Source organism: Myxacorys sp., from assembly GCF_059501405.1.
Window position 1 is genome coordinate 1 of the sequence record NZ_JCACCM010000042.1, and the last position, 26986, is coordinate 26986.

Annotated in this window: 19 protein-coding genes; 7 read left to right on the forward strand and 12 right to left on the reverse strand. The window is 49.0% G+C overall.

Going from position 1 to position 26986, the window contains the following annotated elements:
• Positions 1–315: 315 nt before the first annotated feature.
• Entirely contained in the window at positions 316–1968 is a 1653-nt protein-coding gene (locus AC5I6P_RS03840) for an ABC1 kinase family protein (protein WP_495692437.1), read from the reverse strand.
• 241 nt (positions 1969–2209) lie between these two features.
• Between AC5I6P_RS03840 and AC5I6P_RS03845 the strand changes: the two genes are divergently transcribed.
• On the forward strand, positions 2210–2689 hold the full coding sequence (locus AC5I6P_RS03845) for a hypothetical protein (protein WP_495692438.1): 480 nt from the start codon (positions 2210–2212) through the stop codon (positions 2687–2689).
• An 11-nt stretch (positions 2690–2700) separates the two neighbouring features.
• Here the strand turns inward: AC5I6P_RS03845 and AC5I6P_RS03850 are convergent, their stop codons facing one another.
• The 7 genes from AC5I6P_RS03850 to AC5I6P_RS03880 all read right to left on the reverse strand — a co-directional run bounded on the left by AC5I6P_RS03850 (position 2701) and on the right by AC5I6P_RS03880 (position 12902).
• The gene (locus tag AC5I6P_RS03850) at positions 2701–3306 is read right to left on the reverse strand and encodes a Uma2 family endonuclease (protein WP_495692439.1); all 606 of its coding nucleotides are present in this window, start codon (positions 3304–3306) and stop codon (positions 2701–2703) included.
• A gap of 78 nt (positions 3307–3384) precedes the next feature.
• Positions 3385–4722, reverse strand: coding sequence for a hypothetical protein (locus AC5I6P_RS03855; protein WP_495692440.1), 1338 nt, complete (start codon positions 4720–4722; stop codon positions 3385–3387).
• Positions 4723–5106: 384 nt separating this feature from the next.
• Entirely contained in the window at positions 5107–5649 is a 543-nt protein-coding gene (locus AC5I6P_RS03860; protein ID WP_495692441.1) for a BON domain-containing protein, read from the reverse strand.
• Between the two features lie 122 nt (positions 5650–5771).
• A complete protein-coding gene (locus AC5I6P_RS03865) occupies positions 5772–6869 on the reverse strand; it encodes a DUF2382 domain-containing protein (protein WP_495692442.1) in 1098 nt (365 codons plus the stop codon).
• Between the two features lie 329 nt (positions 6870–7198).
• Positions 7199–7642, reverse strand: a complete 444-nt coding sequence (locus tag AC5I6P_RS03870; protein WP_495692443.1) for a CAAD domain-containing protein — start codon at positions 7640–7642, stop codon at positions 7199–7201.
• Positions 7643–7757: 115 nt separating this feature from the next.
• Positions 7758–10835 carry an MFS transporter gene (locus AC5I6P_RS03875; protein ID WP_495692444.1) on the reverse strand — a complete coding sequence of 1026 codons (3078 nt, stop codon included), beginning with the start codon at positions 10833–10835 and terminating at the stop codon, positions 7758–7760.
• Positions 10836–11246: 411 nt separating this feature from the next.
• Positions 11247–12902, reverse strand: coding sequence for a Ppx/GppA phosphatase family protein (locus AC5I6P_RS03880; RefSeq protein ID WP_495692445.1), 1656 nt, complete (start codon positions 12900–12902; stop codon positions 11247–11249).
• Between the two features lie 212 nt (positions 12903–13114).
• On the opposite strand from AC5I6P_RS03880, the gene AC5I6P_RS03885 reads away from it, so the two are divergent.
• From AC5I6P_RS03885 to AC5I6P_RS03900, 4 genes are all read left to right on the forward strand, one after another.
• Positions 13115–14002 (forward strand): 4-hydroxybenzoate solanesyltransferase, encoded by an 888-nt coding sequence (locus AC5I6P_RS03885; RefSeq protein ID WP_495692446.1) that lies wholly within the window; start codon positions 13115–13117, stop codon positions 14000–14002.
• Between the two features lie 450 nt (positions 14003–14452).
• Positions 14453–14833: a hypothetical protein gene (locus AC5I6P_RS03890; protein WP_495692447.1), complete on the forward strand. Its 381-nt coding sequence runs from the start codon at positions 14453–14455 to the stop codon at positions 14831–14833.
• A gap of 4 nt (positions 14834–14837) precedes the next feature.
• Positions 14838–15122 carry a caspase family protein gene (locus tag AC5I6P_RS03895; RefSeq protein WP_495692448.1) on the forward strand — a complete coding sequence of 95 codons (285 nt, stop codon included), beginning with the start codon at positions 14838–14840 and terminating at the stop codon, positions 15120–15122.
• On the forward strand, positions 15088–16839 hold the full coding sequence (locus AC5I6P_RS03900; RefSeq protein ID WP_495692449.1) for an SUMF1/EgtB/PvdO family nonheme iron enzyme: 1752 nt from the start codon (positions 15088–15090) through the stop codon (positions 16837–16839). Before AC5I6P_RS03895 ends, AC5I6P_RS03900 begins: the two co-directional genes overlap by 35 nt.
• A gap of 263 nt (positions 16840–17102) precedes the next feature.
• Here AC5I6P_RS03900 and AC5I6P_RS03905 read toward each other — a convergent pair whose 3' ends face one another.
• Together AC5I6P_RS03905 and hemH are read right to left on the reverse strand one after the other, a co-directional pair.
• Positions 17103–18389, reverse strand: coding sequence for a Glu/Leu/Phe/Val family dehydrogenase (locus tag AC5I6P_RS03905; RefSeq protein WP_495692450.1), 1287 nt, complete (start codon positions 18387–18389; stop codon positions 17103–17105).
• A gap of 97 nt (positions 18390–18486) precedes the next feature.
• Complete coding sequence (hemH, locus tag AC5I6P_RS03910; protein WP_495692451.1) at positions 18487–19650, reverse strand: ferrochelatase; 1164 nt, start codon at positions 19648–19650, stop codon at positions 18487–18489.
• A 256-nt stretch (positions 19651–19906) separates the two neighbouring features.
• Between hemH and AC5I6P_RS03915 the strand changes: the two genes are divergently transcribed.
• Positions 19907–21139 (forward strand): site-specific integrase, encoded by a 1233-nt coding sequence (locus AC5I6P_RS03915; RefSeq protein ID WP_495692452.1) that lies wholly within the window; start codon positions 19907–19909, stop codon positions 21137–21139.
• 115 nt (positions 21140–21254) lie between these two features.
• Positions 21255–21887 (forward strand): class I SAM-dependent methyltransferase, encoded by a 633-nt coding sequence (locus AC5I6P_RS03920; RefSeq protein WP_495692453.1) that lies wholly within the window; start codon positions 21255–21257, stop codon positions 21885–21887.
• A gap of 417 nt (positions 21888–22304) precedes the next feature.
• Here the strand turns inward: AC5I6P_RS03920 and argJ are convergent, their stop codons facing one another.
• The gene (argJ, locus tag AC5I6P_RS03925) at positions 22305–23576 is read right to left on the reverse strand and encodes a bifunctional ornithine acetyltransferase/N-acetylglutamate synthase (protein WP_495692454.1); all 1272 of its coding nucleotides are present in this window, start codon (positions 23574–23576) and stop codon (positions 22305–22307) included.
• Between the two features lie 182 nt (positions 23577–23758).
• Complete coding sequence (locus tag AC5I6P_RS03930; RefSeq protein WP_495692455.1) at positions 23759–26875, reverse strand: plasmid replication protein, CyRepA1 family; 3117 nt, start codon at positions 26873–26875, stop codon at positions 23759–23761.
• Positions 26876–26986: the final 111 nt, after the last annotated feature.

Here is a 26986-nt window from a genome sequence, read left to right on the forward strand (position 1 = left end):
CAACGCCATTTCTCTGATCCACTCTGCTTTTTAGCCGCCTTGTCACCCCCTGAACATTGATACTCTTTTTCATCTTGTGACAACGAATTAGCCCTACTTTGTTGAAGCATGTTGAAGATTTAGATGTGACCCCAAAGGCATCACCTCAAGACATCCCGTTTATCCTTGTCTCAAAGTGAGACAGAGCCCGGAGACAATTCCACGACCCAGGAAGAAGTTTAATGTGACAGTTACATGCGCTAACTATTTCTCAAGTGCGTTAACTATTTCCTAGGTTCGCTAACTTTTCCTTGGATATACATAAACATTGGCGCACTACTTCAGTTGGCCCGATCGCAGAATGCTAACCACGAGCCAAAGCCCGAGAAAGCTTGCTGCCGCAAACAAAACATCACTGAGCCAATACACCTGACTCGATTGAGTGTTAGCCGAAATGGTCGCTGCTCCAATGATCAACGCGCCCACAACCACGCTAAACGACAACCGATTTGCTGATGATTCCATTGTTCGTCGGATCGGTTCTCCTTCTCGAACCGAGAGGTTCCATTGCAGTGTTTCAGACGTGACCCGATCGAGCAAGGATTCTACCTGACGCGGCGACTGGAGCGAGAGAGTCTTCAAATCTAGTGCAGTTCGCAGCAACGCCACCAAAGGCGCTTCGCCAATAATTTGCCGCTGAAACACCTCGGTCATCATCGGGCGGAGTTTGTTCGGGATATTGAAGTTTGGGTCGAGCGCCCGCGCAATGCCTTCTAGGTTCGCGATCGCTTTTGCACACAGTCCCAAATTTCCTGGAATCCGAATCTTGTTGTTTCGCGCCACTTGCAGCACCTCGTACACCAGCTTGCTGAAGTTAACCTGAGTAATATTTAAGCTGTAGTAACGGCGCAGTAGCTGATCAAATTCGGTTTGGAGTTTGACGCGGTTGATTGGGTTAACCGAAGGCGCAAGTTGCAACACGAGTTGGGTGCAGCGCTGCGCATCGAGATTGACGATCGCTAACACCAATTCCAACAAAATTTGCTGCGTGCGGGGGTCGATGCGTCCGACCATGCCACAGTCAAATAAAGCAACTCGGCCATCGCGGAGATAGAACAAATTGCCGGGGTGCGGATCGGCATGAAAGAAGCCATCCAAACAGATCTGTTGAAAAAACGCCCGCAGCAGCAGGGTTGAGATTTCTTCCCGTTCGCGCGCGGCATCTCCATCAAACGCTGGATTGGCAAACGTGGCAGACAGCAGCGGAACGCCGTCAAGCCACTCCATCACAATTAGTTTGTCGGTGGTGTATTCCCAGTAGATGTCTGGAACGGTGATCCGGGTTGGGTCAAACCATCGGGTGTTACTCAAGTTCTCGCGGAGTTGATCGGTATAGTGGGCTTCTTGCGTAAAGTCGAGTTCGGTTCTGAGGGCTTGCGTAAATTCTTCTGCGATCGCCACAATATCGTAGTACTGGCCAAAGTCGGTTTGCGCGACTAGCCGAGCAATAAAACGAATCAGCGTAATGTCTTGCTCGATCACCGCCGATAATCCCGGACGCTGAATTTTGAGTGCTACTTCACGACCGTCTTTTAGAGTTGCACGATGGGTTTGAGCGATCGACCCTGCCGCTACGGGTTGAAACTGAATGGCAGCAAACGTTTCTTCTAGCGGCAATTGCAGCTGTTTCCGCAGTAAAATTTCGATTTCCGCCCAATCGACAGGCGGCACTTCTGCCTGGAGCGTGGAAAGCGCCTCAATATAATCCGGAGATAGCAAATCAGGACGAGTACTGAGCAACTGGCCTAACTTGACGTAAACCGGGCCTAATTCCACCAAAATGTTTCGCAGCACCGCAGGAGGCGGCAGTTTCGGCTCATCTACTTTTCCGCCTGTGAGTAGGCGTCGCATGTAGTCCCAGCCGTTGCGGAGAACGACTTCAACAATTTCTCCTTGACGGGAACTGGTCTGGACAAGGCGTGAAAACATATCGGTGGTGAGGTAGGTGGCAATAATAGGAAGCTAACTATACGCTTCGTCGGCGTCTTTCCTCACCGTAGCTTAAATCCAGATGATCGAGGATGGAATTGTTCTCTAGACAGAAACCCAAGTCGCGGCTTGCGGCTGGTTAGGGGGGGTAAACCGCCGTAACAACCATCCCTCAAAGGCGATAAAACAAGTTAGGGTGAGGGTAAATTTATCGGTTTTGCTGAGCAGGCAGGATGCGGCTATGAATCGAATTTGGAGCGTCGCTGGAAAAGTTGCGGGCAGTTTGTTTCTGGTCAGTGGTGGAACGGTGTCGGTTGGAATTGTGATGGCGCTGCTGTTAAGCCATCCGCCAGGATGGGCGATCGCAATTCTCTACACGCTGCTGATCTTCTTTGGTTTAGCGCCCTCTGCGATCGGGGGACTGTTGCTCTATATGAGTTCGATCGCCAAGCGCCGTTCGATTCAAGATCGCTTCTTTCGCTTGTTGCAATTAAACAAGGGACGAATTTCGCTGGTTGAGTTTGCGAGTGTGGCGCGGTTAGAGCCTGCGATCGCGCGCCGTTATCTTGATCTGTGGGCGCGAGAATGCTTTGCTGATTTTGAAGTGACTGATACCGGAGATGTGTACTATGTCTTCTCAACTGAACCGCTCAAGTTGCACTCCACTACTGGCTTTGAGGCATTTCGACAAGCGCTAAGAGAGTTGGATCGATCAATGTGATGGGCTGCTTCTTATTCCTGACTTGCAGCCTCTTCGAGCGTGTTAAAGTCAATCTTGTCGTAGAGATCCGCCAAGTCAATTTGGCACGGCACAGAGGCAAGGGAGATTAGCTGGCTTTCGGCGTCGTATTCTCGAAACGTCCATTCGCGATCGGCGGTCTTGATGTAGTGTTCGACGTGCATTACATCTTGATCGATGAGGAGATATTCTTGGAACGAAGAAATAGTGCGATGGGCGGTAAATTTTTCGTCTTTGTCATAGCTGCGGGTTGATTGAGACAACACCTCTGCAATCAAAAGTGGATTGATTAGGGTATCACGGCGACCCTCTTGATATTGGATGGGTTGCGCCATGAGCATGACATCAGGGTAAGTATAAGTGCGCTTTTCGGGAATCCAAAGCCGCTGATCGGTGATAAAAATATCGTAAGGCTGGCGTTTTAGCCCAAAGTTGAGGACGCTAAGAAGATTACCAGCAATTTTATTGTGATTTGGAAGTCCGCCTGCCATAAGAATAATTTCACCGTCAATGTAGGCATGTCGCTCTGCTGAGTTGACTTCAAATTCAAGGTATTCTTCGGCGGTATAGCTGCGTTTCTCTTGAGCTTGCGTAATCACGAGGGTTAACTCCTAACGGGGGTCAAGCGATTTGATCGTAGCCTTCACAGCACCGTTCCTCTATGCCGATTTGCTGGACTACACAGACAGCGCAGCAATATGACGCTCCTCGACTGCAAATCCTTCTGCTTCTAAAAACGTTTTGACGGACTGAAGCTGAGTTATGGGTAGCTTTAAGATCGATTGATTTCCCTGTTTCTGAACAGATGTTTCTAACCAAGCCGCAGTCCGTTCTGCAGCAGTCTTGAACAGGACAAAATCTCCAGATAAAACTGTAATCTTAGCAACTCGCGAGTCAGCTTGCGGTGACTGATGAGTTTGGCTACGACGCTGAGATTCGTTGATTTTGTATCCCTGATTGACCAGATGCGATCGCACCGTCTCCAGTTGCTCCATTGGTACTTTGACCATTTGATTTCCGGTTGCTTGCGCTACCTCTAACGGAAGATTGCACTGATCAGCCACGATCGCGGCAGCCTCTCCAAACACAACTCCACCATTGCTGTAAATGGAGACATTTGCAACTTTGCCAGCTTCCCGAAATTCCAGCGCTACTTCATAGCCGTTAGACTCCAGCACCGCTTGGGCGCGATGAACATCATCTGAGGATAAAAGGACAAGCATGGGTAGAGGAGCGCCTGTTTTAGCAGTCGGTGCAGTGTAGCGCAACTCTTTGTCTAAAAGCGCGGCAGCTTCTAGCGCATCATCACCCACTAAGACAGCACTTTGCATAGTCGAATCCGACACCAGCAGTTTGGCCTTCAGCTTTAGATCTTTGAGGGAAATATCAAATCCCAGTTGGACTAACTGCGCTTTAGCACGCTTGTACTCTTGTCGCGTCATCACCAGTTTGGGTCGTCCTCCCGGCGTTTGTGATAATGCGCATCCCAACGCCTCGGCTACATTCTGGGCAGAGGCATCAAACAGAAAATAGGTTTCCTCTCCGTCATCGTCTTCCTTGAGCCGAAAGACAGCTTTGGGTGGAAGGTTGGATTGAATCTCGGCCACGGTGACGACAAATCCATCGGCTTCTAGCCGTTGTTGCACTTCGGCGACTCGTTCTTTTGGAAATCGAACTAATGGCTTAGCCGTTTGAGTCTGCGAGAGCGGTAGTCCTAACACCTCTGCTACGATCGGAGCCGCTTCACCCATGAGAGAAGCGGTCTTTTTTCCTAGCCCAATCGGGGCACGTTTCGTTCTGAGGATTGAAATTTCATAGCCTTGTGCTTCTAAAGCCGATTGGAGGGTCCGAAGTTCGGCTAACTCTAGGCGAATGCAGGGGTCACCATCCCGCGTTCGTTGCACTCTGTCGGGCTGACTCAGAAGGTCTCCACACGCGATCGCGGCTTGCCCAAATAGCATTCCTTGACCTGAATCTCCATTGCCAAATAAGCGAAACTTAACCGATTGAGTCATGCTCGTTTATGCAGCCAGCCTGCTTCCTCTGCAAAATTACAAATAGAATACTTGTACTATAACATTAGAAAAAACATTAGAAAATGTTGTCCATTCTTTGAATTTGCCACGACAAATTCAAAGGTACACTCCAGTAATTGGAAGTGCTGAGGAGGTAGCAACGCCTATCTCCTTGAAAGTACCCACATTGCTACCAGTTAGATCAACCAGTGTTGTAGCTGTGGTTTGACAATATTGCATTGCCCTTGCCAAGACGCCATTGATTGCGTTTTTGTGACGCGATATCGAAGCTGATCAATATGTCTACAAAATTAGCGATCAAAAGATCAAAGTGTCCACAGTACACAAACTGTGGACACTTTATACAATCTGCTGACGGAGGACTTACTGCTTACTGGTCTGATCTTTTATAGGAACCTTTGATTCAGGCTTTGGTGGTTCAGGTTTTGCAGCAGATGTAAGTGCTGCTTTCACCTCAACACTTTTAACGCCTTTGATCTGCTTTGCCAAAGGCTCAATTTTCTGTAATTGTTTTTTGTCAACTACAGTTCCCGTGACTGTGACGGCTCCGTCTTTCGCATCGACCGCAAGAGCGCTTGCGGGTAAATTCGCTTCTAGCTTCGATCTCACCTCGCTTTTAAGATCACCATCAGCTCGCTGACCGTCATTGCCACCCGCTTGGTCGCGCTGTTCACGAGCACGGATATCAGCATTCAACTGCCTACGTCGAGTCTCACTTATCGCATCGTCTTGACCCGTTTTAGCCGTGGATTTGTCAAGCGTTTCAGCGTTATTTGCTGCTCCAGGAGCGGGGCTGCTGGACTCAACTGTATCAGGGGCACTGCTACTCGTTTTTGCCGCGTTGTCGCACGCCACTACGCCTGCCGCTAGAATGCTACTGAGTAGCGCTAGAGTCAATCTTTTCATTGCCTTGATTTATTAATGTGTTTGAACTTGATTTATTAATGTGCTTGAAATAGAGCGAGCGTAGCGGCACGATCGACGAGCTGAACCGACTCAAGACGATTGTGCGTGACTACTTCGCATGTTTACGCACGATCGCGAGTGTTCGTGTTGCTAGGATCGTTAACAGTAGGATGACCCTGGGTATCGATATTGAGTTCTTCCCGACGTAGAGTTTCTTCAGCCCGGACTGTTTCCTGGGTAACTTCTTTATGGATACCTACTTCCTCACGCACGAAGGCTTCTTTGCGAATTTCCGGAGTTTCTTCATAGACCTCCACTCGCACTGCTTCGCCCTCGTGAAAGGCATCGCTACCCGGAGCTACTCCTGCTGCGGCGGTCGGTGTGACGCGCTCAATCACGACCCGCTCTTTTTCGATGGGAACAGATACTTGTGCAGTTTCCGTCTCAACTCGCTTGTTGACGGTGACTTCCCCCGTTTTTTCACGGTCTTTGTCTACGACCAACCGTTCTTCGTACAGCTTGACTGATTCGTCTCTAGGTGCGCGATCGCGTTGGTTTAGATCGCGTTGGGTTAAAGTAGCGTCGCTCGACGTAAGAGGAGCTACAACTGGCGATGCGTGCTCGACAGCGGTTTGGGTTTGGTTAGCGGTTGCAACGGGAATCTCATTCACCGTCCAATCTCGAATGCCTTGACGCTTGAGCAGTGATTCAGCCCGGTGAATTTCGTCCACTGTACCATCGACTATCACCAGATAGTCGCCTTGCTCAACTCGCTCATTGTAGTGGCGAGCTTCTTTCTCGGGAAGGCCTAATCCAATCAGTCCGCCAAGTAATCCGCCGCTTGCCGCTCCGATCGCGCCGCCAGCTAGAGTCGTTGCGATCGCAGTTGCTGCCGCGCCTGCCAACATGATCGGCCCCACTCCAGGAATAGCAAGTGTTCCTAGACCAACTAGCAGCCCAGTCAAACCGCCTAGCGCCCCTCCCGATACTGCGCCAACGCCTGCACCCTCGTCTGCCTTGTTTCCTACCCGCTCTTTGACCTCTGCACCTGCTAGACCATCTCGATGCTGTGTGTCTCGGGTAACAACAGAAACGTGATCCATGTTAAACCCGGAAGCGCTGAGTTCGTGAAGGGCGTTTTCAGCGTCCCGACGGCTCGAAAATACGCCAACCGCTCGTCTGTGATTGCTTACAAGTTCATTGCGCTGAGTTAAAGCCATTGTTTTAATTTTCCTAAAATTATAGTGTTGAGCTTGAAGCCTGTAGAGCAGTGCCTAATAGTTAATATCCGGCTCTAATGCTATAGAGCCGGATATAGAAGCGTCTCTGTATTAGGGCGCGTTTGAAACTCTGTCGCTGGAATGATCAGCCAATGGGTTTGGATCACGGATTCAAACCCATTGGCTTAACCTCAAGAGAAGTAAAGGATAAAGGTGAGAAACATCTTCAAACGTCACATTCAGCCTTCAGGCAAGTACTTAAACTAAGCACTTCTAACCCGAGTGAGCATTGCCGCTCTCTCAACATTGCTTCTCTCTTACATCACTTCTCAGCCTCCTACCACCTCGGTTTTAACCTGGTCAAATTTCTGAGAAAGCTCCTGACGGTTAGATGCTTTGAGCAAGTAGCGATAGACAAACCAACCTGTGTAGCCCATGCCAACCAACTCAAGCAAGGGTGACAATAAAGGAACACTTGCAACTACATCGAGCAGCGCACTGAATAGAGCCAAGGTTAAGCGAACTCCCACGATCGCGAGCAGAATCCAACCCAGCATGACGAAGATAGGTTTGTACTGCTGCCAAAAACTAGAAAAATAGCTGAAAGGATCTCTAAAGAATGCTGAGATCTTATGCTTATTGTGCGACCACCATTGCGACGCCTCAAGGGTTACATCTTGGCTACTTGATGATTCTAGACCTGATGCCGAGTCTGAGGCTAGAGGTTCGTTCTGAAGTGCCACAGTTTCAGTTTCTGGTGTTTCTGTATACATGACTAGTCTCCTTGTATTAGGTGTTGTTAATTTGATTTCAATGTTTTGCTAAAAGCGTTACTAAAGCGATCATAAATTATTCATTTTTGATCGCTTTAGACGGTTTGTTACGGCATTACACTGCAATGAAGCCTGCGATCGCACAGGCAATTAGGGACGACAGAGCGGCACTAAACAGCCACCACGCTGCACCTGCTGCCACTTTTTGAGTTTCAATGGCTTGCTTCTTCGCTTGACGTTGAATCGACTTGATTCGGTTTTGAGCTTCTTGCTGGATGCGTTCAGCACGTTGCAATACGCTGTTTCTCACTCCTTCAACTTGATCGATAATTCGGTTGACATCTGCTTCCGAAATGTCCTCACGGGCACTCAGAACTGCCACCAAGGTATCTCGATCAAATGCACTCAAGCGATCGCGCAGAGCTTCAAAGCCAGCTTGGGGATCATCAAACAAGGTACTGAAATCTTGCTTGATGCCGTCGTAGTTGAGTTCAGGGCGCTCCAGCGAGTTGAGAGAGTCGCGAAGCTTGCTAAACACGCTATCCACACTGGATTGAACGGTCTGCTGCACCTTTTGAATCTGTTCAACAATTGACTTGAAGTTAGACTCAATTTGGTCTGCAATCCGATTAGCTTCTTCTTCGGAGAGGTCTTCTCGCTGAGAGAGCAGGGCGACAAACGTCGAGCGATCGAACTGCGAGGCGCGATCGCCTAAGCTGCTCAGTCCTGCCTGCGGATGCTGAAGCAAGAGTTGCAGATCGCGTTTGATGCCCTCTGGACTCAGTTCTTCTTTCTGCGTATTCCGCAGATAGTCTTCTAGACTTGCTTCAAAATCTATTGCCTGCTTTTGGGCACGGCTGGCAAGACGACGAGGAGCCTTGACGGTATTGCGAATCGCAGCTTGCACTTGATCAATCGTCTGATTTACTTGCTCTTCGCTTAGGTTCCCCTGCTGAGCCAACAGTTGCACCAGCGTATCGCGATCGACTTGAGCAAGGCGACCTTGTAAGGCAGATGCTCCTGCTTTCGGGTCATTCAACAACGTGGTGAGATCCCGTTGAATGCCGTCTGGATCAAGTTCATCTAGATTCGTTTGGCGAAGATAATCTGCGATCGCGCTGATGGTCTGCTGGTACTGCTCCTTCGCTTTGCCCGCAACTTGTCCCGGAGCGTGGAGAATGCGATCGCGAATCGATTCGATCTGATTTAGCACCTGGTTGATTTGCTCTTCGTTGAGGTCTTGGCGTTGGCTCAACAGTTGCACCAATGTATCGCGATCAAATTGCGAAAGTCTTTCTCGCAGTGCCCTCAGTCCGGCTTGTGGATCGTCAAGCAACGCGCTGAGATCCCGCTCAATGCCCTCTGGATTGAGTTCTTCTTTCTGAGTGTTCCGCAGGTAGTCTTCAACCCTCGTTCTCAGTTCTTGCGCTTGAGAGTGCACCCGCTCTTGCGCTTCTCTTGCGTTTGATAACACGCGATCGCGCGCACTCTCAAGCTGCTCCACAATCTGGTTAGCCCGCTCGGAGTCAAAATCTTGACGTTGCTCCAGCAGACTGACTAATGTATCTCGATCAAACTGTCCGAGACGTTGGCTCAGCGCATCTAAACCCGCTTCTGGGTCTTCTAGAAGGGCTTTAAAGTCATGCGCGATCGCGTCTGGGTTGAGTTCCTCTTGTCCTGTCGATCGGAAGTAGTCCTCGACCCGACCTCTAAGATTCTGAGATTGCGTTTCTGATTCAGCCGTCTGAACAGAACTAAATACCTCATCCCGAATTTCTTCTAGATAGGTTGCCAGATCTTCAATTTGCTCAGGCAGGAAGTCATCCCGCGACGACAACAGTTCGATGAAATAGTCGCGATCGATGGACTCTAACTCCTGCCGAATCGCACCTGGATCGGCTTGCGGATCGTAAATCACATCTCGAAATTCTTTCTTGACTGTTTCTCGATTGAGCTTCCATGTTGGTGAGAACAACAGGTAGTTTTCGAGGTCGGCTCGAATCACGCTAAAGGGCTTGCTCGGCTTAGCAACTTGCTGACCCAACTTACTAGCTTGTCCTTGCAAGCTGTCTCTAAGCTGTTGCAATTGACCAGAAATCTTCTCAACATCGAGATCAGAAAGGTCTGTATTTTTAATGACTTGTCCTAGAAGGGAAGCAAATCCGAATTGCAACGCTCGATTCGTTAAGCTACCGCCCGGTGTAACCGTGCTTGAAACAGTTTTAACAAGCTGATCAAGCTTTCCCGTCAGTTGTTCAGAATTCAGGTCTTCAGGGGTTGCCGATTTCAATAGATCAGTCAACTGCAAGACAGCATCCTGTTGCCCCGACTGACTGGTGGCGTTTTGCCAAACACTTTCCAAGCGATCGGCAAGCTGATTAATGTCTTGTCTCGATAAATCGGTACGATCGCTAATCAAATCAACAAAAGATTGGCGATTAATCGTCTTGAGAAAGTCGCTGTTCGCAATGTCTTTGAGGTCTGACTCTCGCAATATCCTTTCAAACTGATCTCCAACAGTATCGAGATTTAGCTTTGGCAGTTGCAAATTGCTGAGTGAACTCTGAAGCGTCGTCTGAATGCGGTCAGGATCAAATCCCGATGTCAACTCCCGACGAACTGCCGCCGTAATCTCTTCTGCGGTTGAAACTGCCTGATTTCTTGCAGCATTCACTCCGATCGCGCCTGTGGCTGCGCCCATCATGCCTTGAATGCCCGACGTTGCCGTACTGACAAAAGACCCAATCAACGACCCGACAGCATTAGAACCGAGCCAAACGAGCAGACAGAAGTAAATAGACCACAGCACGACGCCTACGATCGCACCTAGTACTGCACTGCTAACTAAACTTAGCTTTACTGCTAGAAAACTTGCGGCAAACAGCGAGATTGTCGCTGATAGCAACACAAAAAATCCTAATTTTGTCTCAATGCCGCGAACGGCATCGCCAAGGCTATCAGAGTCATCTTCTAAACCTGATGGTGTGCCTGGACTAGCAACAAATGCAACCGCAAGATTTGTTAATAGAAATTGGAAAGCAAATGCCATTGCTAACCCTGAAAGCATTGCTAGTAGAAACTGAAAGCCAGAGAATGCGAAATCTTCTTCTAGCGTAAAAATGCCCGTTTCTACTGGAATCTGTATCAAGGCTTGAGTGCCTACTTTCAATATAGTTTCTAAACTATAAAGCATTACTTTTTCTCCATTTTGCTAAAGCAAAAGCCTCACTCTTCATCCAAGGAGAACGTGAGACGAATGCATTTCCATTAAGGAGTCGTGTCTGACTAATGCTAAAAACACTAATATCAGAGTCTTAATGTAGGCAGTGTAGAAAATGCTCAACTCGTCATCATCCTTCTAGTGAATAGCTTTAGCCCATCTATAGGAGGATTCTTTTAAATAGTTCACACTAAGTTGAGCAACCTGCCTTCATCCCTCAATTCTGGATTCAGGCAAGTCTATTGTAGAAAATCTGTTGAAACCCGCGATTAGCGCAACTTCAGAGAAAACGCTACGCAGGCTCTAAAGGATCGCAACACGTCTCAAGGATAGAATCAGGCACAATTACTCCTGTATTCTTACCTAGTTAGAACGACTGAGTTTCTAAGCTTCAGTAGGTGCAGGTTGCAGAACTAGAACAAGCTTGATGTTGTACTCGGATTCCATGCTGCTTTTCTTGTAGTCGAGACTCCACAATTCAAGCGCACAGTCATCCAAGGGGTCAGATGGCTGGAGTTGCAGCCGAAGCTCGCGCGAATCAGAAGAATATTGACACTGCACGGATTGAATTGCGCCAATTTGCCGTCGATCTAAGGCAACGGCTAAGCGGAGTAATGGATATAGTTGCTCTACTACGCGCCGGTGGCGTTTGCTGGTGAGACTGCGATAGTTTTCGTGGCGTTTCTTGGGGCCGCTTTTGCGGTGGTAGCGGGCGAGGTTCGCGATCGCTTCGATTTCAATCTCGGTATATCCCAAGAGTTCTGAATTGCGAATGAGGTAATAGGAATGCTTATGGTGAGAAGAATGGCTCACATGATGTCCGCAGTTGTGTAGAATCGCGGCTGCCCACAGTAGGTCTCGTTCTTCACTCGTCCACTGGTGTAAAACGCCTTGAGTTTGATCAAACAGGCTCAGCGCGAACTCTGCCACTCGCTGACTGTGCTCTAAATTCACCTGAAATTTCTGAGCAGCGTTCAGGACATTACGCTGCCGCACCGAACTCTGATAGCGCAGTCGATCTTCGATTAACCCGTGGGCGAGCATCCAATCGACAATAACGCCTTCTCGGAGCGATCGCTCACAGATCACGATTGTGTCCACCTTTAGCATCGTCATCGCTTCTAGCAAAATCAATGCGCCCGCCAGAATGATTTCTGCCCGCCGATCTGACAAACCCGGAACGGCTAACCGCTCTGAAAAGCTCATTTTTTTCAATCGACTGACCGCTTCGCGCACGTCCTTCTGGGTCATTTCATAGCCATTTAGGGGCGCTGGCACAGTGCCAAACTTCTCACGGGCATGCAGAGCCGCTAGAGTTTCGATGGTGCCCGACGTGCCAATCATCCGGGGATGTTCCGACGGCTCTAAGTGGGCTTTCAGCTCATCAACGGGGCGCTCAAACATGCCGCGAATGTGGGCTTGCAACCGCTGAAATTCACTATTGCTGATGGGATCGGTGGTGATTTTCTCGGCCGTGAGGCGGACTGCTCCCACTTTGGTGCTACTGAGGGTACGGGGTTCGTGTCCGTCACCTAAAATGAGTTCGGTAGAGCCGCCGCCAATGTCAATGATGATGTGCGGCTTGCTGTGGAAGTTCATTCCCGACAGCACCCCGAGATAGATCCGCCTCGCTTCTTCTGTACCCGAGACGAGATTGATGATCAGCCCCAGTTCGTCTTCGACTCGTTGCAAAAATTCGTGTCCATTCGGAGCTTCCCGAACTGCGCTCGTTGCCACCGCGATCGTTTGTTCGGCATTGAGGCTCTTTGCTACCTCTTGACAGCGTTTGAGCGCCGCGATCGCGCGTTCCATTGCTGCTTCGGTCAGTCGTCCGGTTTGCTCACAAAAATCGCCTAGCCGAACCGTTGCTTTCTCTCTAGCAATGATCGAAAACGCAGGAAGCTCTGGCTGAATTTGAGCCACGACCATGTGAATCGAGTTTGTCCCGACATCGATCGCAGCGAGAATGCGGGCTTGGCTCGATGGCAAGGTCGGCAGATTAATCAGACTATTTTTAGGTTCGGAGGAAGAAGTAACCATGACAAGCTCGGTACGCTTTAGTAGGACACGGTGTTCAGACCCGCTATTCTTCTCCAAAGATTGGTGAAGCGTCCGGGCATTGCAGCCGACAAAATCATCTTAAGAGGTTCTAAAACGGTTTCTACTCCAATTCCGGAAAATCGACCGTATCTTAGTCAAAAACCGCTAGATTTTTAATTAACGGCTCACTCAATTTAGCGTTCTTCATTCCTATGTTGACAACCCCCGAACCCACTTGGCGAGCGATCGTGCGTCTCTTGCGCTGGCATAAGCCCGAAGGACGGTTAATTTTGATGATTCCGGCGCTGTGGGCGGTGTTTTTAGCGGCGCGGGGAACGCCTCCCTGGTTATTGGTCGGTGTCATTGTTTTAGGAACGTTGGCAACGAGTGCGGCGGGCTGTGTGGCAAATGATTTGTGGGATCGCAACATCGATCCACACGTTGAGCGGACGCGCGATCGCCCGTTAGCCTCGCGGGCGCTCTCTCTTAAAGTCGGCATTGCAGTGGGAATAGTTTCCCTGTTGTGCGCGGCGGGACTGGCGCGGTTTCTCAATCCGCTCACGTTTTGGCTCTGTGTGGCCGCTGTTCCGGTCATCGTGCTGTATCCGGGCGCAAAGCGCGTGTTTCCGGTTCCACAACTCGTGTTGTCGATCGCGTGGGGATTTGCTGTCTTGATTAGCTGGAGTGCGGTTAGTTGCGCGGGTCCGGCACCAACGGCATGTCTGGGTCAAGAAACATGGTTACTGTGGGGCGCAACGGTGTTATGGACGCTGGGATTTGATACGGTCTATGCGATGAGTGATCGCGAGGACGATCGGCGCATTGGCGTGAAGTCGAGCGCCTTGTTTTTTGGCCAATATGTGTCTCATGCGATCGCGGCGTTCTATGTTGGCACAGTCGTAGTTTTAGTGAAATTAGGCGTTGTGATGAATCTCAATTGGGCGTTCTGGATCAGCTTAGGCATTGCTGCGATTGGCTGGGCGTGGCAGTATTACAGATTGTCGCAGCCTACTGTTCCCCATCCTCTCTATGCCCAATTTTTCAAGCAAAACGTTTGGATTGGCTTTATTTTATTAGGCGGCATGATTGCAGGAGTTTGAGTTTAGAACGAATGAAACTAGGTTTTGTTGCGATGAAACCAGGTTTTGTTGCGACCAAACCATCTTTTGTTAAGACACAACCAGGTTTTGTTACGATCAAACCATGTTTTGTCGCGATGAAAGCTGCGATCGTGCGGACATGATCAGGTTCTGCGCCGATCAACTCTGGTTTGATTGCGACAAGACCGCTAGTTAACGTAACAAAACCTCAATCGACGCGGATGGAAGCTGCAATCGTTCGGAGTTTCATACTAGTTTAAGAAGTGCTTGATTTAGTGGATATTCAAAGACAGGTTGAGTTCATTTGACCAAGGAACCGCATTACCAATGAGCAAAATGCTTTCGGAACATTCATGATGACTACTTGTGAACTCTTAAAGTCCCGTAAATTCAGTGGAGAAAGGTTAGAATTCAGTCTAGTCCTCTACGTTAGGTGTAGTAGGTTTTGCAATGACGACAGCCCCCAAAGTTGAGCTTACATTTACGTTTCGAGATCCTGATTCCAGTCCCGAAAAGCAGGAAAAACTGACGCAAACCCTCTGGCAACAGATGCGATCGCTCGATGGTGTCACAGTTGATCGCGTGGTCGATCCCAACCCACCAGAAGGAAATCGCGCTTTGGGTGCGTTTCTCTGGGGATTGCTTCAAGCAGAAGTGAGTGTTGCTAGCCTCAAAACCTTGTTTGGGTTTATGGGCGATCGCCTTAGCAATAAGCCGATCAAAATTAAAGCCAAGTTTGCCGATGGTCGAGAAGTAGAGCTTGAAGCCAGCAGTCGGGAAGAACTGGCGGCGGCTGAAGAAACAATCAAGCGGCTTTCGCAGTCGATGTAAGACTATGGCGAAGGTTGCGCTATTAATTGGAGTGAGTGAATACGAGCCTGGACTAAACCCATTGCCTGCGGCGGCGAAAGATGTTGAGGCAATGCGGCAGGTTTTGCAGCATCCAGCAATCGGCGGATTTGATCAGGTTACGCCGCTTCAAAATCCTGATCTGCTCACGATGCAAAATGCAATTTCTACCTTGTTCGACAATTGCCAGGAAGATGATTTGCTGCTGCTCTATTTTTCTGGGCATGGGATAACTGATGAGTTTGGCAAGTTCTATTTCTACAAGCCGTAGCACCAGAAAAAACCCTCAAGGCAAGCTCAACAAAGGGACGGCTGTTCCTGCTGGTTTCGTGCATGATGTGATGGAAAACTGCGACTCTAAGCGTCAAGTTGTGATTTTAGATTGTTGCAACAGTGGTGCGTTCGGGGAAGGCATGATTGCCAGATATGCAGAAGGGACGATCGATTTTAAGCAGCAGTTGGGTGGTGAAGGTCGGATTGTGCTTACGTCGTCTTCTGCGGTGGAATATTCGTTTGAGCGCAAGGGAGAAGAGTTAGCGATCTATACTCGCTATTTAGTTGAAGGCATTGAAACTGGAGCGGCGGATCTTGACCGCGATGGCAAGATTTCGGTCAATGAGTTGCACGATTATGCCAAGACCAGAGTAAGCAAAGCCGCTCCTTCAATGCGCCCTCAGCGATATATTTTGCAAGAGGGTGAGAAAATTTTTCTAGCAAATTCACCTGTCAGCGATCCAAAGTTGCTATATCGTTCGACAGTTGAGGAATTTAGCCAAGATGGAATCATTCGTCCTGCTGGGCGTCGAGTGTTGAATCGTCGATCGCTCTCGCTTGGACTCACTCCTGAAGAAGCGGTGGCGATCGAAGCTGAAGTGCTGGAGCCGCATCGCCAGCATCAGCACAATTTGCAAGAGTATGAAGAGGTTTTGCGAGAAGAAATTGAGTTGGAATATCCATTGGGAGATCGTACGCTTCAAGAACTTAAAGCTTTGCAAAAAGAACTCAATCTCACCGATGAAAATGTAGAGGCGATCACAGCAGAAGTGATTAGAGAAAGCACACAAGGATTTCAATCCCTGACAGAACTATATTCTATGCTGTTGTCTGATGAGCTGCTTATAGAAGACACTTCCACACTTGAGACATTCACATTTAACATCATTACTGTTAACGCCAAAGGAGAACAAATTGATCATCGTCCCGGTCGCGCTGAATATTTCAGTGAAGACTTTCTCAAGCTAGATATGGTATCGATTCCAAGTGACTCATTCACAATGGGTTCGACGGAGCATGGCAGTGAAAAGCCACCTCACAAAGTGACAATCGCACCCTTTTTCATGGGCAAATATCCAATCACTCAGGATCAATGGAGCGCGATCGCACGTCTCCCAAAAGTCAATCTCGATATTGCTCCTGATCCATCCAACTTCAAAGGCGCAAATCGACCTGTTGAATCTGTGTCTTGGGATGAGGCAGTTGAGTTTTGCGATCGCTTATCCAAAAAAACCGGAAAACCCTATCGTTTACCCAGCGAAGTCGAATGGGAATATGCTTGCCGCGCAGGAACAACAACGCCGTTTCATTTTGGAGAAACGATTACAACTGACCTTGCAAATTATCGGGGTACAGATTGGAAACATGGAGATACTACTTATCCAGGGAATTATGGCGATGGACCAAAAGGAATCTTTCGGGAGCAAACGACGGATGTAGGCAGTTTTTCGCCCAATGCGTTTGGGTTATACGACATGCACGGCAATGTATGGGAATGGTGCGCTGATCCTTGGCATGACAACTATGAAGGTGCTCCTGTTGATGGATCAGCATGGCTAACAAATGCTGAGAAGCCGGATCGACTGCTGCGGGGCGGTTCCTGGAACAATCCTCCGTGGTCTTGCGATTCTGCGTCTCGCCTCAACTATGAGGCGGGGGGGCGCGACAGCGACCTCAGTTTTCGTGTTGTTTGTTCTGTGCCGAGGACTCCTTAACCCTTTACCCCCTTGCTCTTTTGCCTTTTGCTCTTCTTTCTTTTACCCTTCTTGGTGCGAAGCGCTCGATTTTTAGTTTGGGCTTTGACGATGCGACAAAGGTATCAATCGTTGCTACTTGTGCTCGAATATCTCTAGCGATCGCACTTGCAAAATTTCGTTCGGCAGCAGCGATTCGATCTGAGATTCGGCAACGGTGATAACCGCGATTGTATCTCTCACCACATTAAATACTTCCAAACTATAGTTGATGCCCGTTGTAGCTAATGCCCGTTGTAGTAGCGGCGGGTTCCTTTGGCATCGATCGCTTCTCCCAATCGTTCTAGAGCATGAACGTAAGCGGCAGTTCGCAGCGGGATTGAACGCGAGTGAGCAATCGTCCAGATGCACTCGGCTTCTTCGATCATTTTGCGTTGAAGCTGTTGATTCACATCTTCGAGCGTCCAATACATACCGTTGCGGTTTTGTACCCACTCAAAGTAGCTAACCGTAACGCCTCCAGCATTGATCAAAATATCGGGAAAAACGTAAACTCCGTTTTGCTGCAAGATTTGGTCGGCGTCTGATGTAATAGGGCCGTTCGCGACTTCAAAAATCAGTTTTGCTTTGACATCACGTGCGTTCGCGTCCGTAATCTGATTTTCTAACGCGGCAGGAATCAGAATGTCTACATCTAGTGCTAAAAGATCGGCATTGCTCATTGCATCGTGATCCACAATACTGCAAACCGTGCGATCGCAGTAAACCGCTTTAATGCTACGAGTCGCATCCTTAAATGCTCGAACACTTGGAATATCTAATCCGGTTTTACAATAGATTGCCCCTTGAGAATCGCTCACCGCAACAACTTTGTATCCAGCTTGAAACAGGAGGTCTGCGATCGTGGCCCCGGCATTTCCAAATCCTTGCACCGCAACGGTTGTATTTTGAGGGATGAGATCAAATTTTGGCAACATCGTTTCGATCGCAAAAAAAGCGCCCATTGCGGTCGCCGTGTCTCGCCCCAAACTGCCTCCCATTGTAATCGGTTTGCCCGTCACCACACCCGGACTCGAGCGGCGTTGAATGATGCTGTATTGATCCATCATCCAGCCCATGACCATCGAGTTGGTGTAAACATCGGGAGCAAGAATGTCTACATCAGGGCCAATAAAGTCTGCGATCGCGGCGATATAGCCCCGACTCAATCGCTCTAGTTCTAGTCGCGATAAGGCTTTAGGATTCACAGCGATGCCGCCCTTTGCCCCACCAAACGGTAGATTCAGCACCGCGCATTTAAATGTCATCCAAAATGCTAACGACTGGACTTCATCGAGCGTCACGCTCGGATGATAGCGCACGCCGCCTTTTCCTGGGCCTCGCGAATCATCATAACGGACGCGATAGCCCTGAAAAACGCTCAGCGAACCATCATCTCGGCGAACCGGAATCGAGACCGTGAGACTAGCTTTGGGATGGCGCAGTGATGCGATCGCGTCATCCGACAGTGACGTGTATTTCAGGGCCTGTTCTAACCGCTGCCCTGCATCTGCCAACAAAGAAATAGACATGTCGTTTTCGTATCTGCCTGGTGAAGACTGACCCAAAATAACAACCTGCTGGAGATTAACCCTAGCCTTCGACGCAAATCTTTATCTCCTGGCCAAATTACATAATCCCCAGCGCGTGCAAGGGACCATGACCCGACAAGATTTCTGCAATCAGTGCGATTAACCCCAGCATTGCCAGACGACCATTCCAGACCTCTGCTGACGTGGTCATCCCCCATTCCCAGTTCTCTTGGGGATACATCTTCATGTTTTTCTCTGGACGAATTACCTCAGAGAAGGCGATCGCGGGGGAATCTAGCGCGTCTGTTACTAAGTCCGCCAAGTCTTGAATAAACACAGGATGAGTATTGAGCGCCGCCACCCGCTGGAAATGCTCAATCCCTGCTTCCTCTGCAATCTCCCGATATTCCATATCGATTTCTTGCAGCGTCTCAATATGCTCTGAGACAAAGCTAATTGGAACCACGGCTAGGGTTTGAACCCCTTTTGCTGCCAGTTCTTTGATCGCATCTTCGGTGTACGGCTGTAGCCATTCCACTGGACCCACGCGGCTTTGATACGCCAACGTATACTCATTCGGTCGGTTTAGGGTTTGCATAATCAACGCGGTGCAGTCTTCGATCTCGCGTTGATAGGGGTCGCCTGCTTCTTCCACATAGCTTACAGGCACGCCGTGAGCGCTAAAGAAAACATGAACACTGTTTGGGTCTGGAGCGCGATCGAGTTCTTGAGCAATGAGATCTGCCATCGCCTGCAAGTAACCCGGTCTTTGGTACCAAGACGGGACAACCGTATAGTCAATCTTTTGAAGCGCGGGGTCTTTGTCCCAAAGTTGCTCCAGTAGGCGAAAACTCGAACCGCTTGTACTAATCGAAAACTGAGGATAGAGCGGAAGGATAACCAATTTCTCGATGCGATCGCGCTTGATCTGTGCGATCGCTTCTTCGGTGAACGGATGCCAGTAGCGCATTCCAACGTACACTGTCACGTCATGCTCCCCCTGACGCAGCTTTTCTTCTAAAGCGCGGGCTTGCTCTTCAGTAATGCGACGCAGAGGAGAACCGCCACCAATTTGCTGATAATTTGCCTGTGATTTTTTGGCTCTTAACGAAGAAATTAACCACGCTAAAGGACTTTGAAGCCATGAGAACGGCAACCGAATAATTTCAGGGTCAGAAAACAAGTTGTAAAGGAAGGGACGTACATCCTCTAGCTTGTCTGGTCCTCCCAAGTTGAGTAACAAAACCCCAATTCGACCCATAGCTACTGAAAGTTCCTTATTTTTCTCAGCTTTGTTACCGATTTTAACAATATTTTCTTCACTTTCTCCGCCAGGTCGAAGAAAGGCTCTAGTAATCTACAAATAATAGTGTTAAAAATCGAAGCTTTAACTTTACTATTGCCAAATTTATTTAGCAATTTTGTTTCACAATACAAGGCGTTGACTCCAATAATAAAGCTTGACAAATTTCGAGTTGAATGGGTGTGGGGCATCCAACGCTGTACGTTAAAGAATCATGACGGAAATCAACGCTTTAGAAGAGAAAATTACCCGGCTTAACCAGCGCCTCAAAGCAGCGCAAATGGGTTTACAAATTGAGCGGCGTGGCACAAAGCTCTGTTTGCGAGGAACGCTGCCTCCCCGCCCCGGTAGCGCTAAACTGCGTCCGCACCAACAGCGCCTGAGTTTGGGGCTTCCCGCAACGCCTGCCGGTCTCAAACAAGCCGAACAAGAAGTCAAAATTATTGCAGGTCAACTTTTGCAAGATACGTTTGATTGGCAAAACTACCAGACGTTTTTAGGCGGGAAACGGTTAAGTCAGATGAGCTTATCCGAACAGTTAGCTGCCTTTGAGCAGAATTTCTTATCGGAACTGCCTAGGCAACAGAACCCGGCGGCTACCAAGACGACGTGGGATTCAGCGTATGCACCTTACATTAGAAAACTTGATGCGATCGCGGTCGCTCATCCTAACTTGACGCTGGTAGAAGCCATTTATAAAACGGTCAACTCAACCGCGATCCATTCGCGCAGTCGTCAGCTCTGCTGCACCACCCTGAATGCGTTAGCGCAGTTTCTCAAGCTGCCGTTACCGACTGACCTGAAATCTTTAGCCGGAAACTATGGCACGAGCAAGACGCGATCGCGGATGCTGCCAACTGATGAAGAAATTGTCTCCAATTGGGCAAAAATTCCGAATCCTGCTTGGCAGTTTGTCTATGGCGTGATGGCAACTTACGGGCTCCGAAATCACGAAGTTTTTTTCTGCAATTTCTCTGGCTTAAGCCGAAATAAAACAGCGATCGGGGACACGATGATTGAAGTATTGCCTACAACAAAAACGGGCAGTCATCAAGTTTGGGCATTCTACCCGGAGTGGATCGACGAATTTGGGCTACGAGACATTCGTCTACCCGATCTCGAAACCGATTTAACGAAAACAACGCTACAGCGGATTGGTCAGCGCGTTACGGCTCAGTTTCGTCGCTATGAAATTCCATTTTCACCCTATAATTTGCGTCACGCTTGGGCGGTGCGAACTATTCATTTCGGGTTGCCAGATACCGTAGCCGCCAAAATGATGGGTCATTCTGTCGCTATTCATACCCGTACCTATCACCAGTGGATCACAGCGCGAGATCAACAGCAAGCCGTCGATACGGCGCTGAGCGCCAAGCGCTACTCCGAAGAAATTGCAAGGAGGGGAAACTGGAGCAATCGGACTAGTAATTTTTCAAAGTTAGATTGATAGGCTCGATCAAGCATGAAGGATGAAAAAATGACGATTGCAAGCGTTCTCAAACGAAGTTCAAACTTGCCGTTAAACTTGTAGTCCTTCGTATCAAACTCCATTCATCCCCTCTATGGCAACCTTCCTCCGCGACCTCAGCTACCGCTATCAATGGCTCTACGACAGTATCTCCCGCCTTGCCGCCTTAGCCGTTGGTGGCGAAGCTCGATTTCGGCAGTTGGCATTGCAAGGACTCACGATTGAACCTGAAACTATGGTTTTGGATCTGTGTTGTGGAAGCGGTCAGACCACGGCGTTTTTAGTAGCGCGATCGCATCACGTCACCGGACTCGATGCCTCTCCTCTATCCATTCAACGCGCTCAGCGTAACGTTCCTGAAGCCGAATATGTGCAGGCGTTTGCAGAAGAGATGCCGCTTGCGAACAACACGTTTGATCTCGTTCATACAAGCGCGGCCATGCACGAAATGGAGGCCGATCAGCTAAAGCAAATTTTGCAAGAAGTCTACCGAGTTCTTAAGCCCGGAGGTTACTTTGCGATGGTTGATTTTCATACTCCAACTAATCCGTTGTTCTCACCTGGATTGGCTGTATTTTTTTGGCTGTTTGAGACAAAAACCGCTTGGCAATTAATTCAAACCAATCTTTTAGACTTGATTACAAACATCGGATTCGCAAACTGCGATCGCGTGCTCTATGCAGGCGGTAGCTTACAAGTCATTCAAGCTCAAAAACCAAGAGCATAAGATTGTACTTAAAAAGAGTGCAGCAGACTTAAATCTACTACACTCTTTTGTTTAAATATAAGGGGTTAGAAATAGAGGGTTAGAAATAGGTGAGAAACATAGTAAGGGATGTTGGTTGAGCGGGTCAGAGGAATTATTTCGGCTGGCCTTTGTTTGCTCATGTGAATAACTTAACGTGTCACCGTAGAGGAACCGATCTATCTCAAGATAGGTCGTGATTCAATCAAAAGGTGGAATCACAAAATTACTTCTCCTTGCGATCGCAAAGAATTGTAACTATGTTCAATCTGCTCTTCGCGTCTTATGATAAAGATATGATTCACCTGGTCTAGTAAGTGAAAAGTTAGCTGTTTATCTTTCTACAGACGCTAGTAGTAAAGCTGCGATTTCTACCAACAAAGTATTTGCAAGACTATGTTATGTGGTGTACTCAGCGTTAATCTTCACATAGTCATAACTGAGGTCACAGCCCCAAGCCGTACCTTGTGCAGAACCGTTGCCAATACTTACGGAAATCACGACTGGATGATCGAGCGACTGTCCAGTTAAGCCCTCCACGGAAGATCCTACACTCGCCTCGGCTTGCTGCTTCAGATACTGGTTTGCCGCTTTGCGATCAAACTCCTGCGGTTGCCCGTTCTGTAGAAGCAAGAAGTCGCCAAGCTGAATACCCAGTTCTTCTTGGTTAAACGGCACGCCTGCGCGTCCTGCTGCCCCTGCGATTCTACCCCAGTTTGGATCGCGTCCAAAAATGGCAGATTTAACAAGCGATGATCCAGCGATCGTGCGAGCAACGCGCCGTGCGGCTTCATCGTAAGGCGCGCCCGTGACACGAACTTCGATTAGACAGGTTGCGCCTTCGCCGTCTCGGGCGATCGCTTTGGCTAAGTGAATGCAAACCTCGGTCAACATTGCCTCTAGCTTTTCGGCTTCCGGTCCCATGTCGGTGATGGAGGGGGTTCGCGATTCTCCATTAGCCAGAGCAATCAGCGAATCATTTGTACTGGTGTCTCCATCGACTGTAACTTGATTAAAACTCTGATCGGCAGCCCGACTGAGCATTTGTTGCCAAAGATGAGGTGAGACGGCTGCATCGCAGGTGACAAACGCCAGCATTGTCGCCATATTGGGATGGATCATCCCAGAGCCTTTAGCAATGCCTCCAATTCTGACTGGGCGATCGCCGATCACCGTTTCGAGCGCAATGGATTTTGTGACTAAATCCGTCGTCGCGATCGCTTTTGCCGCCGCCTCCGAACCTGTCTCACTCACACTTTCTAACAAGCGCGGAATGCTGGAGCGTAACGCATCCATTTTGATGCGTTGTCCAATCACTCCCGTAGAGGCCAACAGCACCAGATCAGAAGAAATGTTTAACTCTTGGGCAATCAGTCGAGCGCATTCTTGAGCGTCGATGATGCCGGGAAGACCTGTCGCGGCATTGGCTTGTCCAGCATTACACAAAATGGCGCGAGCCGTAGGCTTAGCCTGTAGCTGTTCGCGGCAGTAATCAACGCAGGCAGCGCGGACATGGCTCGTTGTAAAAACCCCAGCTGCGATCGCATCAACGTCTGAAACAATCAAGGCCAAGTCTGGCAAGCCAGAGCGTTTGAGTCCGGCTGTGATGCCTGCGGCTCGATACCCTTTAGGCGCGGTTACTCCCCCAGAAATTTGCGTCCAGTCGCTCATAATGTATGTGTAGCTCGTAGTGTGTGGATGATCATCAGATCAAGCGTCACTTGATGCAAAAAAGCATAGCTTGGAGCGTCGCTGTTTTTAGTATTTTGTTAACGATCCATCACGCTTTGAATCTGTTTATGTCATACGATTCGCAGCCAATCAAGCGTGCGATCGCGGCAGCCGTCGCAACTCTAACAGTCGTCTTCTGCCTGCCCAATCCAGTCGTCCATTTCAGCCAAGGAACCGCATCCTGTGACCTCCATCAAGGTTTGCAAGAGCGACTGATCCCGCTTCTCCCACTCGGCAAAAATGGTATTCCGTTCATCTTCGGGAGGAAAGTACTTGTAAACTCGCGGGCCTCCGCGACGCCCATCAGTTGCCACATCGCGGCCTGTACACGTCAGTTTGACCCCAATTTTACTCAGCAACGCCTGAGAGATTGCCATTGGTGCTTGCTTCTCAGTTACAGTGATGCCAAACAAAGTTTTTACGTCTTCTCGACACTCTAATGCGCGCGCCGCAATAAATTGAACTAAGTCATCCGTGGCTCGAATTTTTTCATTGGGTGTGAGGAACTCCAGCACTCGGAAGGTTCTTAATGCTTCTACTTGTGCTGTTAGTAATTTCACATCTTGTAGTGAAATCTTCCCATTACCACGCTCAAGATGATCTTCCAGCTCTTGCATATCATGCAACCGTACATAATCTGGATCGTGAGTTAGGTAATAATGCAATCGCAGTTGCGCATACCAACCATTATCATCTTTGAGCTTTAGTTCAGGCGTAACATGGGTTGTTGCATAGCGTTTTTGCAATTCATGCTTGCATTTGCTATTGCGTCTCTGAGTCGTTTGATGAATCTGTTCCTTAATGTCGCTGTATTCTTCAGGCGTGATTTCTGGAGAATCAGAAACTGCGATCGCTTCGGCGGTTTGGTTGCGGGTCCGAATCGCTGCCACGAGTTGAGCCACCTGTTCTGCAGCTTGAGCATCGTGCCGCCAGCCCAAAAACTCAAATCCTGGAACCTGCAACATCCCACTTGCTAGATCTTGCTGCATCTGCTCGGTCGCTTGCCCCAAAATCTTTTCCACATCGTCGGTGACAACGGTAACGGTATGGCCTTCGAGCCGCAATCCGCGTCGCAACTCTTGCCGATAGCGCCATAACGAAGCATTCACTCGCGCTGCCATCTTTGCCCATGTCCGCAGTGCGATCGGATCGCTTTGTTCGTCTAAATCGAAATCAACATCCTTCAGCAGTGAAATATTGTAGCGAACCCCTTTTGTCACAGATTGAGCCACATCGCGGTAGTTACAGCTTCCGTTGCCGATCTTGCCGTGCCCAAAGTGGGCTGCCCAAACATAGCGGGGAACCGCTTCTCGGACTCTCGCCAAGGCTTGACGAGATTCAGAATCGGGTGTCACGCCTTGAAAGATGCCAAATACCGCTTTGAAATGCCCACGGACATCAATCGAAACGCCAGTACCAATGGTGGGAGTCGCAAGAACAACATCATAATCAGAAATAACATCGTTAATGCGCTCGACAATACGATAGGCGGCATGATCCGGATCAGAAACCGTTTCGCTATCAATTCTCAGAATCCTTTTGCTGGGAAATTGTAGCCGTAGATACGTTTCTAAGTTCTTAGAACTCCATCGCCCTCGCACCTTTTGAGAATCAAGACAAACAAACGCTGCACCTGTTGCTAGAACTTGCTCCATTCGAGCTAAGAGAGGCGACGGATTTTTGGTGTCATACAGAGATACATCCCAAGCAACCTCAGGCTGCCATTGGTTAACAACCAGCCAAGGCGTAATTGGAACCTCTGACAAGCCTTTGAGGTAGTCAACGCTCGCATCCGATAAGTCGGCATCTTGCGCCACAATTAGACCACCCGTTGAAAAAACAACGTCTGCTAATTCTTTCAGCGTCTCTAAAATTTTGACCCGCTGCATATAGCAGGTCGCGCTATTGAGGGCGTGCCATAGCACTTGTTCCACTTCGTCGAGAATGACGATCGCGCCTTCCCACTCTTCTGGGTTAAATCGCGCTTTTGAGTTGGGATGAAGCGAGTCGATACAAAGTCCATATCCGCTCACGCCTTGGTTCTCTGACTCTTGAAGTTCTTCTAGCCACCCCAAACCCAAGCTTTGGCAGATAGCTTTACCAAGCTGAATCCGATGGGTGATCACAAGGACTTTACGATCGACTCCATCAGGCTGCCGTGAAGCACTAATTGTTTTCTGAATTAAATGTTGCAGTGCTGTGGTTTTACCAGTGCCCTTTGCACTCTTGACACAGGCTAAACCCGATTCTGGATACGATAACTCACCCAAGAACGGTTGATTGAGTGTAACGCTAGGCGTGTGAGTTAGCATCCATAACCGGGATGCTTGCCAAAACTCTAACTCGATTGCAGTGTCGTATAGCTTATTAAATTCAATCGGATCATGAGCGGCAACAAAATCGTCAACGCCTTTTTCGGGTCCTGGTAAATTGATGATCTTAACAACGCACCCTGTATTGGTTAACAGTTGTCCGAGCCGGGATGTTGCTAAAAAGATATGCTGTAAGGTTTTCGGCTTCGTTTCATAGTCAAAACAGATGTACACCGACCGTCCTGCTGTTGCAAAGAATGCAAGCTCTGCGATTAGTTGGCGCGTCTCACGACGGTAGCCGCTGAAAATTCCGGGCAGCGCGATCGCAGCATAGCCCAAACTCAGCAAGCATCCCGCTTTTTTTTCGCCCTCAGTTAGCGTGATTGGAATATTGGTTTTCCAAACCCATTCCCAAAAGTTAGAGTACTCGTGTTCTGCCTTGTCAATCTCTATTCCATATCGATTCGCAACTTGCGCCCAAATATGGCGCGGAACATCCAGCAGAACGAGACGGCTCGAACCCTTACCTAGCGCAGGGCTGAGATACTTTGCAGGCTTATTTTGCCGATCAAAAACAGGAGTATCGGCATCTGGCTTAAACCGTCCCCAATGCATACGCTGCCAGTTGTTGAACGGATCGAGTCCGCTCACCCACCAACCGCGCATCGTTTCTCTTGCTTGCGGCCCAAAGCGGGTCACTTTCCAGTTCAAGGCTTCTGCGATCGGGTAGGACACTTCACGGGTAAACGGATCGATTCCTGTATCGTGCAACGTCCGCACGTTGAGCCGAATAATTCCTGGGTCAACGCCGCTCGATCGCCATTCCTGCTCATGGCTGGCATCTAGGGGCGAGTAGGTTAGCTGAGTGTTCGCCGGAATTTGAATCGCTGAGCGTGCTCCCGCAGGAGCAATGAGGCTTGAAACCATCAGTGTCTCCTGGGGTTAAACGTAAAATTGACAGCAAAAATAGGGGACTAGCGCAGAGCTAGAACACTTGATAGAATTTTTGAACATAGAAATCAATCCCAATCTGATTGG

Excerpts from the sequence above, each read along its gene's own strand:
- AC5I6P_RS03840 (WP_495692437.1), bottom strand. The coding sequence starts at position 1,968 with ATGTTTTCACGCCTTGTCCAGACCAGTTCCCGTCAAGGAGAAATTGTT.
- AC5I6P_RS03845 (WP_495692438.1), top strand. The coding sequence starts at position 2,210 with ATGAATCGAATTTGGAGCGTCGCTGGAAAAGTTGCGGGCAGTTTGTTT.
- AC5I6P_RS03855 (WP_495692440.1), bottom strand. The coding sequence starts at position 4,722 with ATGACTCAATCGGTTAAGTTTCGCTTATTTGGCAATGGAGATTCAGGT.
- AC5I6P_RS03860 (WP_495692441.1), bottom strand. The coding sequence starts at position 5,649 with ATGAAAAGATTGACTCTAGCGCTACTCAGTAGCATTCTAGCGGCAGGC.
- AC5I6P_RS03865 (WP_495692442.1), bottom strand. The coding sequence starts at position 6,869 with ATGGCTTTAACTCAGCGCAATGAACTTGTAAGCAATCACAGACGAGCG.
- AC5I6P_RS03870 (WP_495692443.1), bottom strand. The coding sequence starts at position 7,642 with ATGTATACAGAAACACCAGAAACTGAAACTGTGGCACTTCAGAACGAA.
- AC5I6P_RS03875 (WP_495692444.1), bottom strand. The coding sequence starts at position 10,835 with ATGCTTTATAGTTTAGAAACTATATTGAAAGTAGGCACTCAAGCCTTG.
- AC5I6P_RS03880 (WP_495692445.1), bottom strand. The coding sequence starts at position 12,902 with ATGGTTACTTCTTCCTCCGAACCTAAAAATAGTCTGATTAATCTGCCG.
- AC5I6P_RS03885 (WP_495692446.1), top strand. The coding sequence starts at position 13,115 with ATGTTGACAACCCCCGAACCCACTTGGCGAGCGATCGTGCGTCTCTTG.
- AC5I6P_RS03890 (WP_495692447.1), top strand. The coding sequence starts at position 14,453 with ATGACGACAGCCCCCAAAGTTGAGCTTACATTTACGTTTCGAGATCCT.
- AC5I6P_RS03895 (WP_495692448.1), top strand. The coding sequence starts at position 14,838 with ATGGCGAAGGTTGCGCTATTAATTGGAGTGAGTGAATACGAGCCTGGA.
- AC5I6P_RS03900 (WP_495692449.1), top strand. The coding sequence starts at position 15,088 with ATGAGTTTGGCAAGTTCTATTTCTACAAGCCGTAGCACCAGAAAAAAC.
- AC5I6P_RS03905 (WP_495692450.1), bottom strand. The coding sequence starts at position 18,389 with ATGTCTATTTCTTTGTTGGCAGATGCAGGGCAGCGGTTAGAACAGGCC.
- hemH (WP_495692451.1), bottom strand. The coding sequence starts at position 19,650 with ATGGGTCGAATTGGGGTTTTGTTACTCAACTTGGGAGGACCAGACAAG.
- AC5I6P_RS03915 (WP_495692452.1), top strand. The coding sequence starts at position 19,907 with ATGACGGAAATCAACGCTTTAGAAGAGAAAATTACCCGGCTTAACCAG.
- AC5I6P_RS03920 (WP_495692453.1), top strand. The coding sequence starts at position 21,255 with ATGGCAACCTTCCTCCGCGACCTCAGCTACCGCTATCAATGGCTCTAC.
- argJ (WP_495692454.1), bottom strand. The coding sequence starts at position 23,576 with ATGAGCGACTGGACGCAAATTTCTGGGGGAGTAACCGCGCCTAAAGGG.
- AC5I6P_RS03930 (WP_495692455.1), bottom strand. The coding sequence starts at position 26,875 with ATGGTTTCAAGCCTCATTGCTCCTGCGGGAGCACGCTCAGCGATTCAA.